Annotated in this window: 17 protein-coding genes; 11 read left to right on the forward strand and 6 right to left on the reverse strand. The window is 66.1% G+C overall.

All coding sequences use genetic code 11. The annotated features are described in order from the left end of the window. The first annotated feature begins 83 nt into the window (after positions 1–83). The 9 genes from ASF09_RS07110 to ASF09_RS07150 all read left to right on the forward strand — a co-directional run bounded on the left by ASF09_RS07110 (position 84) and on the right by ASF09_RS07150 (position 10,910). Positions 84–1,337, forward strand: a complete 1,254-nt coding sequence (locus tag ASF09_RS07110; protein ID WP_060525731.1) for an acetyl-CoA C-acetyltransferase — start codon at positions 84–86, stop codon at positions 1,335–1,337. Then, entirely contained in the window at positions 1,337–2,875 is a 1,539-nt protein-coding gene (locus ASF09_RS07115; protein ID WP_060525529.1) for an acyl-CoA synthetase, read from the forward strand. Before ASF09_RS07110 ends, ASF09_RS07115 begins: the two co-directional genes overlap by 1 nt. Then, positions 2,872–3,969: an acyl-CoA dehydrogenase family protein gene (locus tag ASF09_RS07120; RefSeq protein WP_060525530.1), complete on the forward strand. Its 1,098-nt coding sequence runs from the start codon at positions 2,872–2,874 to the stop codon at positions 3,967–3,969. Before ASF09_RS07115 ends, ASF09_RS07120 begins: the two co-directional genes overlap by 4 nt. Before the next feature lie 10 nt (positions 3,970–3,979). Further along, positions 3,980–5,239 (forward strand): acyl-CoA dehydrogenase family protein, encoded by a 1,260-nt coding sequence (locus tag ASF09_RS07125; protein WP_200912539.1) that lies wholly within the window; start codon positions 3,980–3,982, stop codon positions 5,237–5,239. Positions 5,240–5,349: 110 nt separating this feature from the next. Beyond that, on the forward strand, positions 5,350–5,577 hold the full coding sequence (locus tag ASF09_RS07130) for a hypothetical protein (RefSeq protein ID WP_156359246.1): 228 nt from the start codon (positions 5,350–5,352) through the stop codon (positions 5,575–5,577). 95 nt (positions 5,578–5,672) lie between these two features. Continuing rightward, positions 5,673–7,088, forward strand: a complete 1,416-nt coding sequence (locus tag ASF09_RS07135; protein ID WP_060525532.1) for a coniferyl aldehyde dehydrogenase — start codon at positions 5,673–5,675, stop codon at positions 7,086–7,088. Between the two features lie 68 nt (positions 7,089–7,156). After that, positions 7,157–7,621: a hypothetical protein gene (locus ASF09_RS07140; RefSeq protein ID WP_082444125.1), complete on the forward strand. Its 465-nt coding sequence runs from the start codon at positions 7,157–7,159 to the stop codon at positions 7,619–7,621. Between the two features lie 86 nt (positions 7,622–7,707). Then, positions 7,708–9,756 (forward strand): TonB-dependent receptor, encoded by a 2,049-nt coding sequence (locus tag ASF09_RS07145; RefSeq protein ID WP_235529703.1) that lies wholly within the window; start codon positions 7,708–7,710, stop codon positions 9,754–9,756. Then, positions 9,756–10,910 (forward strand): PepSY-associated TM helix domain-containing protein, encoded by a 1,155-nt coding sequence (locus ASF09_RS07150; RefSeq protein ID WP_082444126.1) that lies wholly within the window; start codon positions 9,756–9,758, stop codon positions 10,908–10,910. Before ASF09_RS07145 ends, ASF09_RS07150 begins: the two co-directional genes overlap by 1 nt. A gap of 7 nt (positions 10,911–10,917) precedes the next feature. On the opposite strand, the gene ASF09_RS07155 is transcribed toward ASF09_RS07150, so the two are convergent. Both ASF09_RS07155 and ASF09_RS07160 read right to left on the reverse strand, forming a co-directional pair. Further along, positions 10,918–11,778 carry an NAD(P)-dependent oxidoreductase gene (locus tag ASF09_RS07155; protein WP_060525534.1) on the reverse strand — a complete coding sequence of 287 codons (861 nt, stop codon included), beginning with the start codon at positions 11,776–11,778 and terminating at the stop codon, positions 10,918–10,920. A gap of 89 nt (positions 11,779–11,867) precedes the next feature. Next, on the reverse strand, positions 11,868–12,128 hold the full coding sequence (locus ASF09_RS07160; RefSeq protein WP_056050397.1) for a hypothetical protein: 261 nt from the start codon (positions 12,126–12,128) through the stop codon (positions 11,868–11,870). Between the two features lie 198 nt (positions 12,129–12,326). Between ASF09_RS07160 and ASF09_RS07165 the strand changes: the two genes are divergently transcribed. After that, positions 12,327–13,763 (forward strand): NAD-dependent succinate-semialdehyde dehydrogenase, encoded by a 1,437-nt coding sequence (locus ASF09_RS07165; protein WP_060525535.1) that lies wholly within the window; start codon positions 12,327–12,329, stop codon positions 13,761–13,763. 60 nt (positions 13,764–13,823) lie between these two features. Here the strand turns inward: ASF09_RS07165 and ASF09_RS07170 are convergent, their stop codons facing one another. Beyond that, positions 13,824–14,285, reverse strand: coding sequence for a DUF1465 family protein (locus tag ASF09_RS07170; RefSeq protein WP_060525536.1), 462 nt, complete (start codon positions 14,283–14,285; stop codon positions 13,824–13,826). A gap of 137 nt (positions 14,286–14,422) precedes the next feature. Beyond that, positions 14,423–14,584, reverse strand: a complete 162-nt coding sequence (locus ASF09_RS07175; RefSeq protein WP_082444168.1) for a DUF465 domain-containing protein — start codon at positions 14,582–14,584, stop codon at positions 14,423–14,425. Between the two features lie 271 nt (positions 14,585–14,855). Between ASF09_RS07175 and ASF09_RS19685 the strand changes: the two genes are divergently transcribed. Beyond that, positions 14,856–15,011 carry a DUF465 domain-containing protein gene (locus ASF09_RS19685; protein WP_082444127.1) on the forward strand — a complete coding sequence of 52 codons (156 nt, stop codon included), beginning with the start codon at positions 14,856–14,858 and terminating at the stop codon, positions 15,009–15,011. 73 nt (positions 15,012–15,084) lie between these two features. On the opposite strand, the gene ASF09_RS07180 is transcribed toward ASF09_RS19685, so the two are convergent. Then, positions 15,085–15,489 carry a PilZ domain-containing protein gene (locus ASF09_RS07180; RefSeq protein ID WP_235529706.1) on the reverse strand — a complete coding sequence of 135 codons (405 nt, stop codon included), beginning with the start codon at positions 15,487–15,489 and terminating at the stop codon, positions 15,085–15,087. Positions 15,490–15,641: 152 nt separating this feature from the next. Further along, positions 15,642–16,127, reverse strand: coding sequence for an RNA polymerase-binding protein DksA (gene dksA / locus ASF09_RS07185; protein ID WP_060525537.1), 486 nt, complete (start codon positions 16,125–16,127; stop codon positions 15,642–15,644). Positions 16,128–16,632 lie beyond the last annotated feature (505 nt).

The raw sequence follows: 16,632 nt of genomic DNA on the forward strand, positions 1-16,632 counted from the left end.
ACGAATGTTACGCCGTGCTGGCACCGGACGCAATCCGGCATCAGGCACCACGACCGAACCGGCGGGTGCAACAGGAGAGCGATGTGGCCGAGGCACTGATCATCGACGCCGTCCGTACCCCGCGCGGTATCGGCAAGACCGGCAAGGGCGCGCTTGCGCACATGCACCCCCAACATCTCGCCGCGACCGTCCTGAAGGCGATTGCCGAGCGAAACAAGCTGGATACCGCCGATGTCGACGACATCATCTGGTCGACCTCGACTCAGCGCGGCGAGCAGAGCGGCGATCTGGGGCGGATGGCGGCGCTCGACGCGGGCTATGACGTCAAGGCGAGCGGGACGACGCTCGACCGGTTCTGCGGCGGCGGCATTACCGCGGTGAACTTCGCCGCGGCGCAGATCATGAGCGGGATGGAAGACCTCGTCATCGCCGGCGGCACCGAGATGATGTCGCTAACCACGACGATGATGCAGGACGACATGGCGGCGGGGAAGCGGCCGCTCGGGATCGGCTCGGGCAATGCGAGGCTCGACGCGGCGCATCCGCAATCGAACCAGGGGATCTGCGCCGACGCGATCGCCAGCATCGAGGGGATCGACCGCGAAACGCTCGAAGCGCTTGGGCTTGAGAGCCAGCGCCGTGCCGCGGTTGCGATCGCCGAAGGGCGGTTCGATCGCAGCCTCGTGCCGGTCACCGACGATACTGGTGCGCTGGTGCTCGAAAAGGACGAATACCCGCGGCCCGATACGACTGCCGAGGGCCTCGCGGCGTTGCGCCCTTCGTTTGCGGGGATCGCCGACATACCGCTCGACGAGAAGGGCACGACGTATCGCAAGCAGATCAACCGCCGCTATCCTGACGTCGATATCAAGCACGTCCATCATGCCGGCAATTCGTCGGGCGTGGTCGATGGCGCCGCCGCCGTGCTGCTCGCGAGTGCCGATTACGCCGCAAAGCACGGGTTGAAGCCCCGCGCGCGGATCGTCGCGATGGCGAACATGGGCGACGACCCGACGCTGATGCTCAACGCGCCCGTCCCTGCGGCGCGGAAGGTGCTCGCGAAGGCTGGGCTCACCGTCGACGACATCGATCTGTGGGAGATCAACGAGGCGTTCGCGGTGGTCGCGGAGAAGTTCATCCGCGACCTGAAGCTCGACCGCGACAAGGTGAACGTCAATGGCGGCTCGATCGCGCTCGGCCATCCGATCGGCGCCACCGGCGCGATCCTGATCGGCACGATCCTCGACGAACTCGAACGCCGTGACCTGAAACGCGGGCTGGTTACGATGTGCGCGGGCGGCGGGATGGCCCCGGCGATCATCATCGAGCGCGTCTGATGCACCCCGTCGCGCACGCGCTGACGACGCCCGACAAACCCGCCTACATCATGGCGGCGACGGGCGAGACGGTGACGTATCGCGACCTGGATGCGCGCGCGAACCAGGGTGCGCATCTGCTCCGCTCGCTCCGGCTGAAGCGCGGCGACGGCATCGGGGTGCTGATGGACAATTCGCCGCGCTATCTGGAGGTGATGTGGGCGGCCGAGCGCACCGGCGTCTATTGCACCTGCCTGTCGTCGAAACTCACCGCGGCTGAGGCAGCGTACATCATCCGCGACGGCGATTGCCGCGTGCTGATCGCGAGCAAGGGGTGTGCGGAGGGAGCGGCGGCGCTGGCACCGATGCTCGACGACGTCCGGCGGTACGTCGTCGACGGCGCTATCGACGGGTACGCGTCTTACGAAACCGCGCGCGACGCGATGTCCGCAACGCCGATCGCCGATCCGTCGCCCGGCGGCATCCTACTCTATTCCTCGGGCACCACCGGCAAGCCCAAGGGCGTCAAGCACGCGCTGTCGGACGAGCCGTTCGGCACCAACGTCTCGCCGCTCGTGATGCTCGGCAAGGGGTTGTACGGGTTCACGCCCGAGATGGTCTATCTCTCGCCCGCGCCGCTCTATCACGCCGCACCGTTGCGCTGGTCGATGGCCGTGCAGCAGGTCGGCGGCACCGTCGTCGTGATGGAGTATTTCGCCCCGGAAGCCGCGCTCGCAGCGATCGAGCGGTTCCACGTCACGCACGCGCAATGGGTGCCGACGCACTTCATCCGCCTGCTGAAGCTCCACCCCGAAGTCCGCGCGCGCTACGACGTATCGTCGCTGAAGGCGGTGTGGCACGCCGCCGCCCCCTGCCCGCTCCCGGTCAAGCAGGCGATGATCGACTGGTGGGGCCCGATCATCGGCGAATATTACGCCGGTACCGAAGGCAACGGGTTCTGCGCGATCTCCAGCGCGGAATGGCTGACGCACAGGGGCTCGGTCGGCCGCAACCTGACCGCGCAGACGATGATCTGCGACGAGGACGGCAATGCACTGCCACCGCGCGCGGAAGGCGACGTGTATTTCGCAGGCGGCGGCGCGTTCGAATACCACAACGATCCCGCCAAGACCGCGGAGGCCGCCAACGCACATGGCTGGACGACGCTCGGCGATGTCGGTTGGCTCGACGAGGAGGGCTATCTCTACCTCACCGACCGCAAGAGCTTCATGATCATCTCGGGCGGCGTGAACATCTATCCTGCCGAGATCGAGAACCTTCTCGTCACCCACCCGAAAGTCGCCGACGTCGCGGTGATCGGGGCGCCCGACGACGAAATGGGCGAGCAGGTCGTGGCGATAATTTGCCCCGCCGACCCGACCGAGGATCGTGTGCAACTCGCCGCCGAACTCAGCGCCTTCGCCCGGGCGAACCTAAGCCACGTCAAGGCGCCGCGCCGGATCGATTTTCGCGAGACCTTGCCGCGGCATGAGACGGGCAAGCTCTACAAGCGCCTGCTCCGCGACGAATATTGGGCCGAGGCTAAGGAGTCCGCATGAACTTCGATTATTCCGACGACCAGAAATTTCTCAAGGGCGAAGCGCGCAAGTTCCTGTCCGCGCACTGCGGCAGTGACCGGGTCCGCGCGGTGCTCGACGACTCCGCCAAAGCCTATGACGCGGACTTATGGAAAGCCGTCGGCGCCCAAGGCTGGCTCGGCGCGGCAATCCCCGAAGAATTCGGCGGACTAGGGCTCGGCCACATCGAACTCTGTGGGATCGCCGAGGAACTGGGGCGTGCCTGCGCACCGATCCCGTTCGCCTCGACCGTCTATTTCGTCGCCGAAGCTCTGATGCTGTACGGCAGCGACACCCAGAAAGTCCGCTGGCTGCCGAGGATCGCGGCGGGCGACGTCATCGGCGCGTTCGCCACCTCCGAAGGCGCTGGCCCGGTCACCCCGCGCTCGGTGCGCACGACCGTATCCGGCGGCAAACTTTCCGGCGAGAAGATCCCCGTCACCGACGGCGACGTCGCCGACCTGATCGTCGTCCTCGCGCGCGACGGTCTCTACCTCGTCGAGAAGGGCGCGGGCGTCACGGCCGAAGTCTTGGAAACGCTCGACCCGACGCGGAGCGCCGCCCGCCTCACCTTCACCGACGCGCCTTGCGAAAAACTGGGCATCGACGATGGGATCGCGGCGATGCAGGCCGTGTTCGACCGGGCCGCGGTCCTGCTCGCGTTCGAGCAGCTTGGCGGCGCGGATCGCTGTCTTGAGATGGCGAAGGGCTACGCGCTCGATCGCTACGCGTTCGGGCGGCAGATCGGCGGCTATCAGGCGATCAAGCACAAGCTTGCCGACATGTACGTCAAGAACGAACTCGCGCGCTCGAACGCCTATTACGGCGCGTGGGCGCTGAACGCGGGCGCTGCCGAACTGCCGCTCGCTGCCGCCACGGCGCGCGTTGCCGCCTCCGACGCCTATTGGTTCGCGTCGAAGGAGAACATCCAGACGCATGGCGGAATGGGCTTCACCTGGGAGTCCGACTGCCACCTCTACTACCGCCGCTCGCGCCAGCTCGCGCTCGTCGCAGGCAGCCCCGCCGCGTGGCGCGAACGCCTCGTCGGCCAACTCGAAATGCGCAACGCCGCCTGAAAGGACGAGCATGGACTTCAAGGACAGCGACGCCGAAGCCTCCTATCGCGCCGCCGCGCGCGACTGGCTCGAGGCGAACATCGCCGAACACAACGCCGGTCATTACCCCGACGACATGACCAAGGCGAAGGCGTGGCAAGCGCGGAAAGCGGCCGGCGGCTATGCGTGCATTACCTGGCCACAGGAATGGGGCGGCGGCGGCGGCACTCCGATCGAGAGCGTCATCTTCGGGGAGGAAGAAGCGCGCCACGCGGTCGATGGCAGCTATTTCACGATCGGGCTCGGCATGTGCGTGCCTACCGTGATGGCCTATGCCGATGACGCGACCAAGCGCCGCTTCGTCGGCCCCGCGGTCCGCGGCGACGAGATCTGGTCGCAGCTCTTCTCCGAGCCCGCCGGCGGCTCCGACGTCGCCGCGATCCGCACGCGCGCGGTGAGAGACGGCGACGACTGGGTCATCAACGGCCAGAAGGTCTGGACCTCGGGCGCGCATTACAGCGACTACGGGATCGTCCTGGTCCGCACCAACCCCGACGTGCCCAAACACCAGGGCCTGACGATGTTCTGGCTCGACCTGAAGGCGCCGGGGATCGAGATCCGCCCGATCCACCAGATGTCCGGCGGGTCGAGCTTCAACGAGGTCTGGTTCAACGATGTGAGGATATCCGACGCGCAGCGGCTCGGCCCCATAGACGGCGGCTGGAAAGTCGCGCTGTTCACGCTGATGAACGAACGCCTGGCGATCGGCACGAGCGGTGGCGTCGGCCCGGAGGATATCATCGCCTTCGCCGCCCAGGCCAACGGCGCAGACGGTCCGCTGCTGAAGGACACGGCCTTCCGCCAGACGCTAGCCGCTAGCCGACTGGTGGGTGCAATCCGAAGGCCTCCGCAACACCCGGATGCGGACGATCACGGCGTTGTCGAAGGGTCAGGTGCCCGGCCCCGAAAGCTCGATCGGCAAGATCGTCGCCGCCAACCAGTTGCAGGCGATCGGCAACACCGCGGTCGAGGCGGGCGATCAATACGGCATCATATCCGACCCCGCGCTCACCCCGCTCAAAGGCGCGTTCCACGCCGCGACGATGTGGGCGCCGGGCCTGCGTATCGCCGGCGGCACCGACGAGATCCTCAAGAACATCATCGCCGAACGCGTCCTCGGTCTCCCCGGCGAAATCCGCGTAGACAAGGACCAGGCGTTCCGGGATTTGCCGGTGGGAGCTTGAAGCGCAATGCTCTCCACCCCGCTCCTTCGTCGCGCCCGACGCGGTAGACCGTCACGCCCGACGACGTGGCCTATGGGGCGACGCCGTTGCTTCGCTATCGAAGACTTGGGGGCTTGCCCGATGACCAACGAAGGTTCAGCTTTTACCGATGAAAAACTTGGATATCGCCGAACGCCGGTCGATCGGTCACGATCACGCCGCCGAAGTTTCGATCCGGATCGGCGCACGAACGAAATTCGATGCCCGCGTGACCAACGCTGGCCTGCTTTCCGTCGGCGTTCTTGTGTCGAGTATTCTGCTGTCGAGCGCTGTCATCGTCCTGGCAGCGGGAGGTAAGCACAAACGAAAGCCGTTGGCATCGCCTCCCGCTGAGCACCGCAACTAGCGCGCGGTATCTACAACGTAACACGATCGCTTGGCGTTCGCTTTGACCCCGCACATCTTGCGAGGCGGGTTCGTTACCCATTCGAGGATGCCCCGATGACCGACATGCAGACCATCCTCATCGCCCAGCGCGAAGCGTTCATGGCGGAGCTTCCCGTCACCAAGGCGGTCCGGCTCGACCGGCTCAAGCGCGCCGCGTCGATGGTACGGGACAACGCCGCGCGGTTCTGCGACGCGGTGTCGGAGGATTTCGGGCATCGCAGCCGCGAACAGACGATGATCACCGATATCGGCGCGTCACTCGCGCCGATCGCGCATGCCGCCAAGCATCTCGACCGCTGGATGCGCCGCGACCGCCGGCCGGTGCAGTTTCCCTTGGGGCTGCTCGGCGCGAAGGCCTGGGTCGAATACCAGCCAAAGGGCGTGATCGGCATCATCGCGCCGTGGAATTTCCCCGTGAACCTGCTGATCGCGCCGCTTGCAGGCGTGTTCGCCGCGGGCAATCGTGCGATGGCGAAAACCAGCGAGTACACCCCCGCCACCGCCGCATTGTTCGAGGATATCTCGCCGAAGTATTTCGCGCAGGACGAACTCGCTATCGTCTCCGGCGACGCGGAAGTCGGCAAGGCGTTCTCCGCGCTTCCGTTCGACCACCTCATCTTCACCGGTGCAACCGCGATCGGCCGCCACATCCTCCACGCCGCCGCCGACAACCTGACCCCGGTCACGCTCGAACTTGGTGGCAAATCGCCGGTCATTCTCGGCGCCTCGGCAGATATCGCGAAGGCCACCGAACGCGTGACGCTCGGCAAGATGATGAACGCCGGACAGATCTGCCTCGCACCCGATTACATGCTCGTGCCCTCGGCGGACGAGGCCAAGGTCGTCGACGGCATCAAGGCGGCGGCCAGCGCGATGTACCCCACCCTGCTCGCGAACGCCGACTACACCTCGGTGGTCAACGACCGCCATCACCAGCGCCTTACCGACTGGATCGCCGACGCGCGTGCGAAGGGCGCGACGGTCGAGGTGGTGAACCCCGCCAACGAGGATTTCGGCGCAGCCAACTCGCGCAAAATGCCGCTGCACATCGTCCGCGACGCGACCGACGACATGATCGTCATGCAGGAGGAGATCTTCGGCCCGGTCCTGCCGATCCGCCGCTACGACGGGATCGACGACGCGATCGCGCAGGTGAACCGTCGCGACCGGCCGCTGGGACTCTATTATTTCGGCAGCGACGACGCCGAACGCCGCCGTGTGCTCGACCGGACGATCTCGGGCGGGGTGACGCTCGACGATGTGATCTTCCACATCTCGATGGAGGACCTGCCGTTCGGGGGCAGCGGCCCGTCGGGCATGGGCGCGTATCACGGGATCGACGGCTTCCGCACGTTCAGCCACGCGCGCGCCGTCTTCAAGCAATCGCGGCTCGATGTCGCCAAGCTCGCCGGATTGAAGCCGCCTTATGGTGCGGCGGCTGCAAAGACGATCGCGCGCATGATCCGCTGATCCTTTCCGTGCGGGGGAGGACAGGATGGCCAAGTGACAGGCCGCCCGCACCCGGCTACCCCCGATTCGTGTACCGTCTTCGCCGCCTTTCCCTGTCCCATCGCTACCTCGCAGCGTTGCTGTGCGTGGCGGCGCTGGCGATGAAGCTGCTGGTGCCCTCGGGCTACATGGTGTCCAGCGAGCACGGCCGGATCGCGATCACGCTCTGCTCGGGCATGACCCCGCAGGACATGACGGCCCAGCCGTTGGCGACACAGGCGGTGGCCCCACAGGCAATGGCGATGCCGGGCATGCACGACGATGGCGCCGGATCGGCGATGAACCACGATCGCTCGACCAAGCACGACAAGGCGGAGATGCCCTGCGCGTTCTCGAGCCTGACCGCGCACGCGCTGGAAAGTGTCGATCTCGTCCTGCGTATCGCTGCGATCGCGTTCGCCATGGCGCTCGCATGGCGGTATGTCCGACCGCTCCCGCGCGCGCTGACGCGGTATCTGCGCCCGCCGTTACGCGGCCCGCCGGCCTACCTCTGATCCTCTGAAACGCACGTCGCCAAGCGCGACGGGCACCGATTCATGACGCGCATCCCCGAGATGCGCGCCGATCACTGGAATTGCCGATGTTTCGATTCACGCCTTCCCACGAGGCGACGATGGCGCTGGCCGTCGTCGTGCCGCTGCTCGCGTTCGCCACGCCGAGTACCGCGCAAACCGCCAATGCCCCGCCGACCGAGAGCGATACGCGCTTCACGATCGGCGACATCGTCGTGACCGCGCCGAGCATGGCGCGCTCGACCGGCAACGTCCTGACCTCGGTCGATCTGCTCGGCGGCGACGTCGCGCAGCGCCAGTCGGTCGACAACGCCTGGGAGATCTTCGCGCGGCTGCCGGGCGTCGTGCTGACCGATTTCAATCAGGGCACGACATCGGGCCGCTTCTCGATCCGAGGGTTCAACGGCGAGGGCGAGATCAATGCGGTCAAGCTGATGATCGACGGCGTCCCGACCAACGACAATGCCGGCGGGATGACCGGCATCGACATGATCGCGCCGCTCGACATCGCCGGGATCGAACTGGTCCGCGGCACGTCCGATCCGCGCTGGGGGCTCAACAACATCGCGGGCAACGCCAACATCCTGACCCGGATCGGCGGCACCTACCTAGATGCACGGTTCATCGGCGGCGCGTTCGGGACTGCCGATGGCCAAGTGTCGGCGGGGCTCGAACGCGGCAAGTTCAGCCAGAATTACCTGGTCAGCTATCGCCGCACCGACGGCTATCGCGACCATGCCGATCTCGATCGTCTCAATCTCGCGGGCAAGTGGTTCTACGATTTCGGCGCGACCCGGCTGGGCGCGATCGTCCGCTACTCGACCGCGACCGCGCAGGAACCGGGCTACCTCACCGACGCCGACGCCTATACCGACCGGCAGCGATCCTATGCCGTGTCGGAAACCGATGGCGGCAAGCGTCGGATCGGCCAGTACAGCCTCCACCTCGATTCAGACCTGACCGACACGCTGGCGCTCAGCGTGAAGGGCTATGCTAACAGCCTCACCGACGACCGCTATGTGCGGTTCTCGGCCACCGTCGCGCAGCAGCGGCGGCTGACCGACGAATGGCAATATGGCGGCATCGTCGCGCTGCATTATCATCCGCGCGTCGACTTTCTCCACGCGCTGATGATCGAGGCAGGGGGCGACATCCAGGTGCAGGACAATCGCAGCCTGCGCTGGCTGACCGATCGCCGCGTCATCACCAGCCAGACGCGGGACCAGCAATTCGGCCTGACCGTGTATGGCGGCTATCTCCAGGCGGTGATCGAGCCGACCGCGTGGCTCAAGATCACGCCGGCGTGGCGGGTCGACCGGGTCGACGGGTATTTCGCCAACCGGCTCGCGGGCACCACCGCGCCGATCAACGACTATGGCACGATCAGCCAGCCCAAGCTCAGCGTCGCGATCACCCCGGTCCGCGATGTCACGCTCTATGCCAATTACGGCCGGACGTTCCAGATCGGCGCGGGTTCGGGCGCCTATCTGGTGCCGCCGCGCACCGTCGATGTCGCCCCCTCGATCAACGAAGGATATGAGGGCGGGATCAAGCTCACGCGGGGTCGCTGGCTCGAGGCGCGCGTCGCGCTGTGGCAACAGACCGCGAGCGGCGAACTGAAGCGACGGCTGAACGACCCGTCGGGCGATTTCGACAATCTTGGCAAGACCCGGCGGCGCGGGATCGATCTCCAGCTCGACGTCAAACCGGTGCGCGGCGTCGACCTGTGGGGCAGCTATTCGCACCAGACCGCGACGATCGTCACGCCCGACCCCGCGACCCCGTCCCAGGCCGGCAACGCGATCGACCATGTCCCGCAGAACGTCGTCTCGGGCGGGCTCGACGTGACGGCGGTCGACCGGTTGCGACTGTCGCTCTGGGGCAATGGCCAGTCGAGTTACGAACTCACCCCGGCCAACACCCAGGGGCGCTATGGCAGCTATGTCGTGCTCAACGCCGAGGTCGCCTATGCCGTGACGCCGCACGTCGAGCTATCGTTGCAGGTCAAGAACCTCGCCAACGACCACTATGAATATGTCTGGTATGACGGCACGCAGCGGCTCCACGCCCCCGCCGATCCGCGCGCGCTGTTCGGCGCGGTGCGGCTGCGGCTCTGATGCCCGCCAGGATTACCGCCCCGATCGCCGCCCCGATTCCCGCCCGGCCACGATCGGCGCGCGTCGTCGTTCGTCACATCCATCTGTGGCTCGGTCTCTCGGTCGGGCTGATCTTCGCGTTCGCCGGCCTGACCGGCAGCGCGCTCGTATTCTACCCCGAGATCGACGCGGCCTTCAGCCCGGCGTTACGCGCGGTGCCGGACGGTACGCGCCCGCCATCGTGGCAGGCGGTCGTGGATACGCTGCACCGCGAGCATCCCGCGCGAACCGGTGCCTGGCGCATCGAGATCGACCCGAGCGGCGGCGCGATCCCGGTCCGCTACTATACGCCGAAGGAGACCGCGGGGCGCGCGTTCGCGCCGATGCTGTTGTGGATCGACCCGGTCCACCTGACGACGATCCGGACCGGCTTCTGGGGAGATACGGTCGTGACCTGGATCTACGACCTGCATTATCGCCTGCTGCTCGGCGAACCGGGTGGCATCGCGATGGGCATCGCCGGCATCGCGATGCTCGTCCTGATCGTCAGCGGACTCTGGGCGTGGTGGCCGAGACCGGGTGGATGGTGGCGGGCGCTGCGGTTCAAGCGCCCCGCCGCCGCGATCCGCCGGCTCTACGATCTTCACAAGCTGACCGGGCTGATCGGACTGATCCCGCTGCTCGCGATCACCGCGACCGGCGTCGTGCTCGACCTGCCCGACCAGACCCGACCGCTGATCGCGCGCGTGTCGCCGCTGTTCCACATGCCTGCGCTTATCGTCGAGCCTGTGGTCCGCGCCCTGCCGGTCGACCGCCTGATCGCAGTCGCCCAGCGCCGGTTTCCCGATGGCGCGCTTGCCTGGATCGAGACACCGGCGACTGCCACCGCGCCGATCCGCATCAATCTCGCGCGGCCGGGCGAGCCGAGCCGCCGGTTCCCGCGTACCAACGTCTTGCTCGACCCGTATACCGGCCGGATCCTCGCCGTCCGCGACGGTCTCGCCGACACCAGCGGAGATACGGTACTGAATTGGCTGCACCCGCTGCACGGCGGCGAAGCGTTCGGGCTGATCGGGCGGTGGCTGGCGTTCGTCACGGGACTGGTGCCGAGCGCGATGCTGGTCACCGGTCTGCTGCGCTGGCGACGGCGATCGCCGCCTCGCCACCGATCCTAGCCCGCGGCTAGGCGATACCGGCGCCGCGCCGCACCGCCAGCGCGACGCCCGCCCAGTCGACATCCTCGCCCTCGCTGGCGATCACCGAGCGGATATGGTCGCGGACGATCCCGAGGATCGGCATCGGCGCACACAGCGTGGTCGCGGCGGTATCGGCCAGCGTCATGTCCTTGAGGCCGAGCGGTGCGGCAAACCCGGCGGGGTGGAACCGGTCCTCGACGAGGATGTCGCCATAGGTCTGGTAGATCGGCGCGCCGAACAGCGTGCCGGTCAGCACGTCGAGCAACGTCCGGCGATCGACGCCGCCTTTCTCGGCCAGCGTCATCGCCTCGGCCATCGCCTCGACCGCGGCCATGATCATGAAATTGCCGCTGAGCTTGACGAGGTTCGCGGCCGACGGCGTCTCGCCGATCCGGAACGTCCGCTGTCCGATCGCGGCGAACAGCGGCTCGCAGCGGTCGAGGTCGGCTGGCGCACCGGCAGCGATCACGAACAGTTTGGCGGCCTCTGCCGCGACGGGCCGACCGAACACCGGCGCAGAAACGAACCCGTTTCCTGCATCGGCAGCGAGACGATCCGCCAGCGCGATTCCGATCGTGCTGTGCGACACGTGCAGCGCTGGAGCACCTTGAATACCCCCCTCGCCGTACACCACCGCCTCGAGCGCGCGATCGTCCGCGAGCATGGTCATCACCACCTCGCCTTGCGCCGCGTCGACCGGCTTCTCGGCCAGGTGCGCGCCTGCTTCGACGAGCTTGGCGGCCTTGTCCGCCGACCTGTTCCACACCGTCACGTCATGCCCCGCCTTGAGCAGATTGGCGGCCATCGCGCTGCCCATCTGGCCGAGGCCGATAAAACCGATCTTCATGTCATCAATCCTGTCCTGGTACGCCACACCACAGCGCAGGGACGGCGCGGACGTTCCCGATCGCGCATCGTGCCGGTGACCGAACCGCGCTAGTCCGTGGATCGAACGAGTTCGACGATCTCGAAATCATACCGATCCCAGCCGCGCGCGATGCCGGGATCGCTTGCGGCAGCACGCTTGCGGCGGGCCTCGGCGAGCGACTTGGTATGGCCCCAGAACACCTCGGTCCGCCCGCCGCCGAGATGCGCCACTAGCCGCCAGTAATGCGTGAACGGCGTCGCGGTCGGGCCGATCGTCTTCACATACCCGTCCGGCAACGTCGCGGTCAGCAGATACTTCTTCTTCGCCATAGACTGCCGAGCATGCACCAAGATCGTCGACACGACCATTGGTCGTGCATCGGTGGGCATCCAGCGCGGCGCACGTCCCGCACGGGGTTGCGCCTCGGCGATGCCCCGACGATGTACTCGCGATGGGGACGGCCTGGCCTTGCCCTCAAGGCTGACCCACTAGCGCGCAACGCCCCGCAACAAGGATGGAGACGATCTATGACGACGGCCTATGACACGAGCCTCGGCCTGTACATCGCTGGCGAATGGGTGAGCGGCGGCGGGCGCGAGACGCGCGACGTGCTCAATCCAGCGACCGGCGCGGGTCAGGCCGCGTTGCCGCTGGCGACCGCCGCCGATCTCGACCGCGCACTGGAGGCGACGCAGCGCGGGTTCATCGCCTGGCGCGCCACTCCGCCGGAAAAGCGTGCGGCGATCCTCATCCGCACCGCACAATTGCTCCGCGAGCGCGCCGATCACATCGCCCGGATCGCGACGCTCGAACAGGGCAAGATCCAGGCCGAAGCGAAGGGCGAGGTCGCGTTCGCTGCGGCGCTGCTCGACTTCCACGCCGGGGAAGCGCAGCGCATCTATGGCCGCGTGCTGCCGCGTCCGTCGGGTTCGCGCAGCCTCGTCCTGCATCAGCCGGTCGGTCCGGTCGCCGCGTTCTGCGCCTGGAACTTCCCGGTGATGAACGTCGTCCGCAAGATCGCGCCCGCACTCGCGGCGGGCTGCTCGATCATCATCAAGCCGTCCGAGGAAACCGCCGGCAGCGCGGTCGAAGTGCTGAAATGCTTCCAGGATGCCGGCCTGCCCGGCGACGTCGCGCAGTGCGTGTTCGGCGTCCCCGACATGGTCTCGCGCCATTTGCTCGCCTCGCCGATCACGCGGAAGCTGAGCTTCACCGGATCGGTTCCGGTCGGCAAGGCGCTGATGAAGCTCGCCGCCGACACGATGATGCGGACGACGATGGAGCTTGGCGGGCACGGACCGGTGCTGGTGTTCGACGATTGCGATCTCGACAAGACGCTCGACACGCTGGTCGCGCACAAGTTTCGCAACGCGGGGCAGGTCTGCGTCGCGCCGACCCGCTTCCACGTCCAGGACGGCATCTACGACCGGTTCGCCGCAGGCTTCGCGGAACGCACGCGCGCGCTGAAGGTCGGCGACGGGATGGCCGCGACCAGCCAGATGGGTCCGATGGCCAATGCACGCCGACCCGAGGCCATTGCCGAACTGGTCGGCGATGCGACCGATCACGGCGCCAAGCTGCTCGCGGGCGGCGAGTATGGCGGCAGCGGCGGGTTCTTCTTCCAGCCGACCGTGCTGTCGGACGTGCCGCTATCGGCGCGCGCGATGAACGAGGAGCCGTTCGGCCCGATCGCGCTGCTCAGCCGCTTTGCGACCGACGAAGACGCGATCACCGAAGCCAACCGCCTGCCGTTCGGTCTGGCCGCCTATTGCTTCACCGAGAATGGACGCCGGCAGAACATGCTTGGCGACGCGATCGAAGCGGGGATGATCGCGATCAACAACGTCCGGCTTAGCTATCCCGACAGCCCGTTCGGCGGGATCAAGGACAGCGGCCACGGTTCCGAGGACGGTCCGGAAGGCGTTGCCGCACACCTGATCACCAAGACCGTACACATCAGCTGATCGCGACCAACTCTTGTCGCGGACCGCGGCCGATGCACCCTATCGCGGTGCATCGGCCGCCTAGAATGCCTGGGCCAGCCGCCGATGCATCGAGCGTACCGCACTCGGCAGCGTGTCGGGCAGCGATTGCGCGGCGTCCAGCAGCGCGACCCGTCGATGCAGGTCCGTACTCGAGTCGATCAACGCACGCGCACGGGCCGGCAGGGATTCAAGAAGAACCCTGTCGGTAACCGGCCCATCTCCCAGGCGGCGCGACGGATCGAGCGCATCCTTGACGTCCAATTCGCCGGCCTGAACCGCACGCTGCGTCAGCAGCCACGCGATCACGTGCATGAGACGCGTCGTGACCTTGAGCGATTCGCAGCTGAAACCGACGCGCACGAACGGATCGAGCCCGTCGCGCTCGTTGCGGCCCACTTCATCGAAATAGGCGCGCGCTTCGTCGGCCAGCAGCATCGATTCGCTATACAGCGCGTCGATCAACCGACGATGCATCTGCGTTTCGTGTCGAGAGTCAGTCATGGACAGCGCGATGGCATAGCGCGCCTGCCTAGCCCATCATGGCGAACACCGCGTTAACCAAGATCTGTCCCGAAATGCGTCGTTCGGTGCGGCGGGCTCGTGATCTGAGCGGGGAACGCGTCAGACGAGGACGGCGATCACGCGATGATGTCGGGGATCAGCATATCCTCGCGTGCGGCAATCTCGTCGCGGAGCCGAAGCTTGCGCTTCTTCAGCCGCGCCATCTGCAACTGATCGGGCACGGGCTTGGCCGCCAGCGCCGCGATCGCGTCGTCGAGATCGCGGTGCTCGATGCGCATGGCTTCGAGTTGAGCTTTGGTCTGCGCCTCGTCCACCTCGTCCCCCGGTATTAGTGGCTGCTGCCGTGCCCCTTAGCAAATCCGCCGACCGGCGCGAGCGCTAAACCGACCGAACCGGCGATTTGCGTCGATGCGGGACGATCTGCGATCGGTGCACCGGTCATCGCGGAAAACCGGTCGTTCAATCGATTTGGTCCGTTTCCGATGAAGACATTTCGATGACACAGTGGTTTACTCAGCTCCCCAACCCGAATGCAGGAGGTATCCTACCGTGCAGACGACGCATCAGACAGCTCTGGAAACCAAGCACGCCGTGCTCGATAAACGGATTGCAGCCGAAGCTCACCGGCCTTTGCCCGATGCGACCATCCTGGCAGGATTGAAGAAACAGAAACTCAAGCTGAAAGAGGAAATCGTCAGCCTCTAATTTGCCGCCTTTCGGCATCCGCGGCACTCCCCGGACATCGGTCCGGGGAGACGCTAGGCCGCCGTCCGCGCGATCAGCGTGCGGTCGTTGCCTTGGCATAGAAGGGCGTATTGGCCGACTGCGACACACCGGCAACCTTGCGGGCTTTCTTGGGATCGATCGGCGAGTCGAGCGCGACGCCGATGCGACCCTGGGTGCACCATGCGACCTTGCCGCCGATTTCCCCGAGCCCGCGCAGTTCCAGCAGTACCGGCGTTGCGATCGCGACGACCTTGTCCAGTTCGAGCATCAATCCGCGCTCGGAAAGATTGCGGACCCGAACCTCCCGCGGTCCCCGCTCGTCCGCCAGCCTGAGCTTCGCCATGAGAAACAGACTGTCGCGGCTACCGACGCGGTTGCCCGACATGTCTGGCGACGACGCTCCCTGCCCGTCTGTCGCGGCGTCAGTGGTCGTCGACCGGTCAAAAGCTTCTGTCACGCCATTCGTCCCGTTTGGTCGCCGTCCGCTCCCGGCCGGCCCGATCCTCACCGCCGACGGATCATAGCATCATACTGCGACGAAAGACCTAACGGATCCGACGCATGCCGCTGACCCTCGCCGTCAACCTACACGCCGTCGAGCTACGGCGCTCAATCCTCGCGCGAGACCTTCTCGTGCCGCTCGTGACGTTCCTGCGCCTCGACGGTCATCGTCGCGATCGGTCGTGCCTCCAGCCGTGCTAGACTGATCGGCTCACCGGTAACTTCGCAATAGCCGTATTCGCCCTCGTCGATCCGGCGGATCGCGGATTCGATCTTCGAGACCAGCTTGCGCTGCCGATCGCGCGTTCGCAGTTCGATCGACCAGTCGGTCTCGCTCGACGCGCGGTCGGTCAGATCGGCCTCGCGCAGCGAGTCGACCTGCAGCTGCGACAGGGTTTCCTGCGACTCCCGCAGGATCGCTTCTTTCCAGGCCTGCAGCTTGCGTCGGAAATAGGCCTGTTGCCGAAGACTCATGAAAGGTTCGTCGGCATCGGGACGGTACGCCCCGTCTGCGCCGTCATCCGCGCTACGGTCGTTTGCCGCGCCGTGGTTGGAATTGTCGGTATCGTCCATACGATTCATAACGGTCGCCATACCACTCTCCCTTTGGCCTCGTCGGATCAGCCACGCCGATCTCCAGAAGCCTCCCCCAAATGGTGAAAGCGCCTATAGTCGCAGCCGTCCGGCACCACAAGCGACCCCACTTGCGCATCCTGCATCAAAACGGACATTTTATTGCGTGGCTTGCCGTACGCGTCGCGCGCCAACATTTGGCAAGACCGAACCGGACCTTATCCGCTGGCAGCACGGCCCGGATACCGCGGCACGCGCCTGCTTTTGGTGCTTTTATGTCCCAGCCCGGCACGTTAACGTTGATCGTGTCAGCTATGGATGCGTAAATAGTTCGTTACCTATACTAGGTTCGGATAATGCGGTTGCACTTAACCGTTTCTTTTGCAGTTAGTCGGATAGCAGGATGCAAGCTGCGGACGGGGTGCGGCATTACAGCGAATGTCGACAATGAAAGAATGACGATATGTCGGTGAGGATGGCTCTGGCTAAATTGTGCGCATGCGCATGCGGCGGTGCGTTGATCGGC

Source organism: Sphingomonas sp. Leaf242, from assembly GCF_001422045.1.
Classification (GTDB): domain Bacteria; phylum Pseudomonadota; class Alphaproteobacteria; order Sphingomonadales; family Sphingomonadaceae; genus Sphingomonas.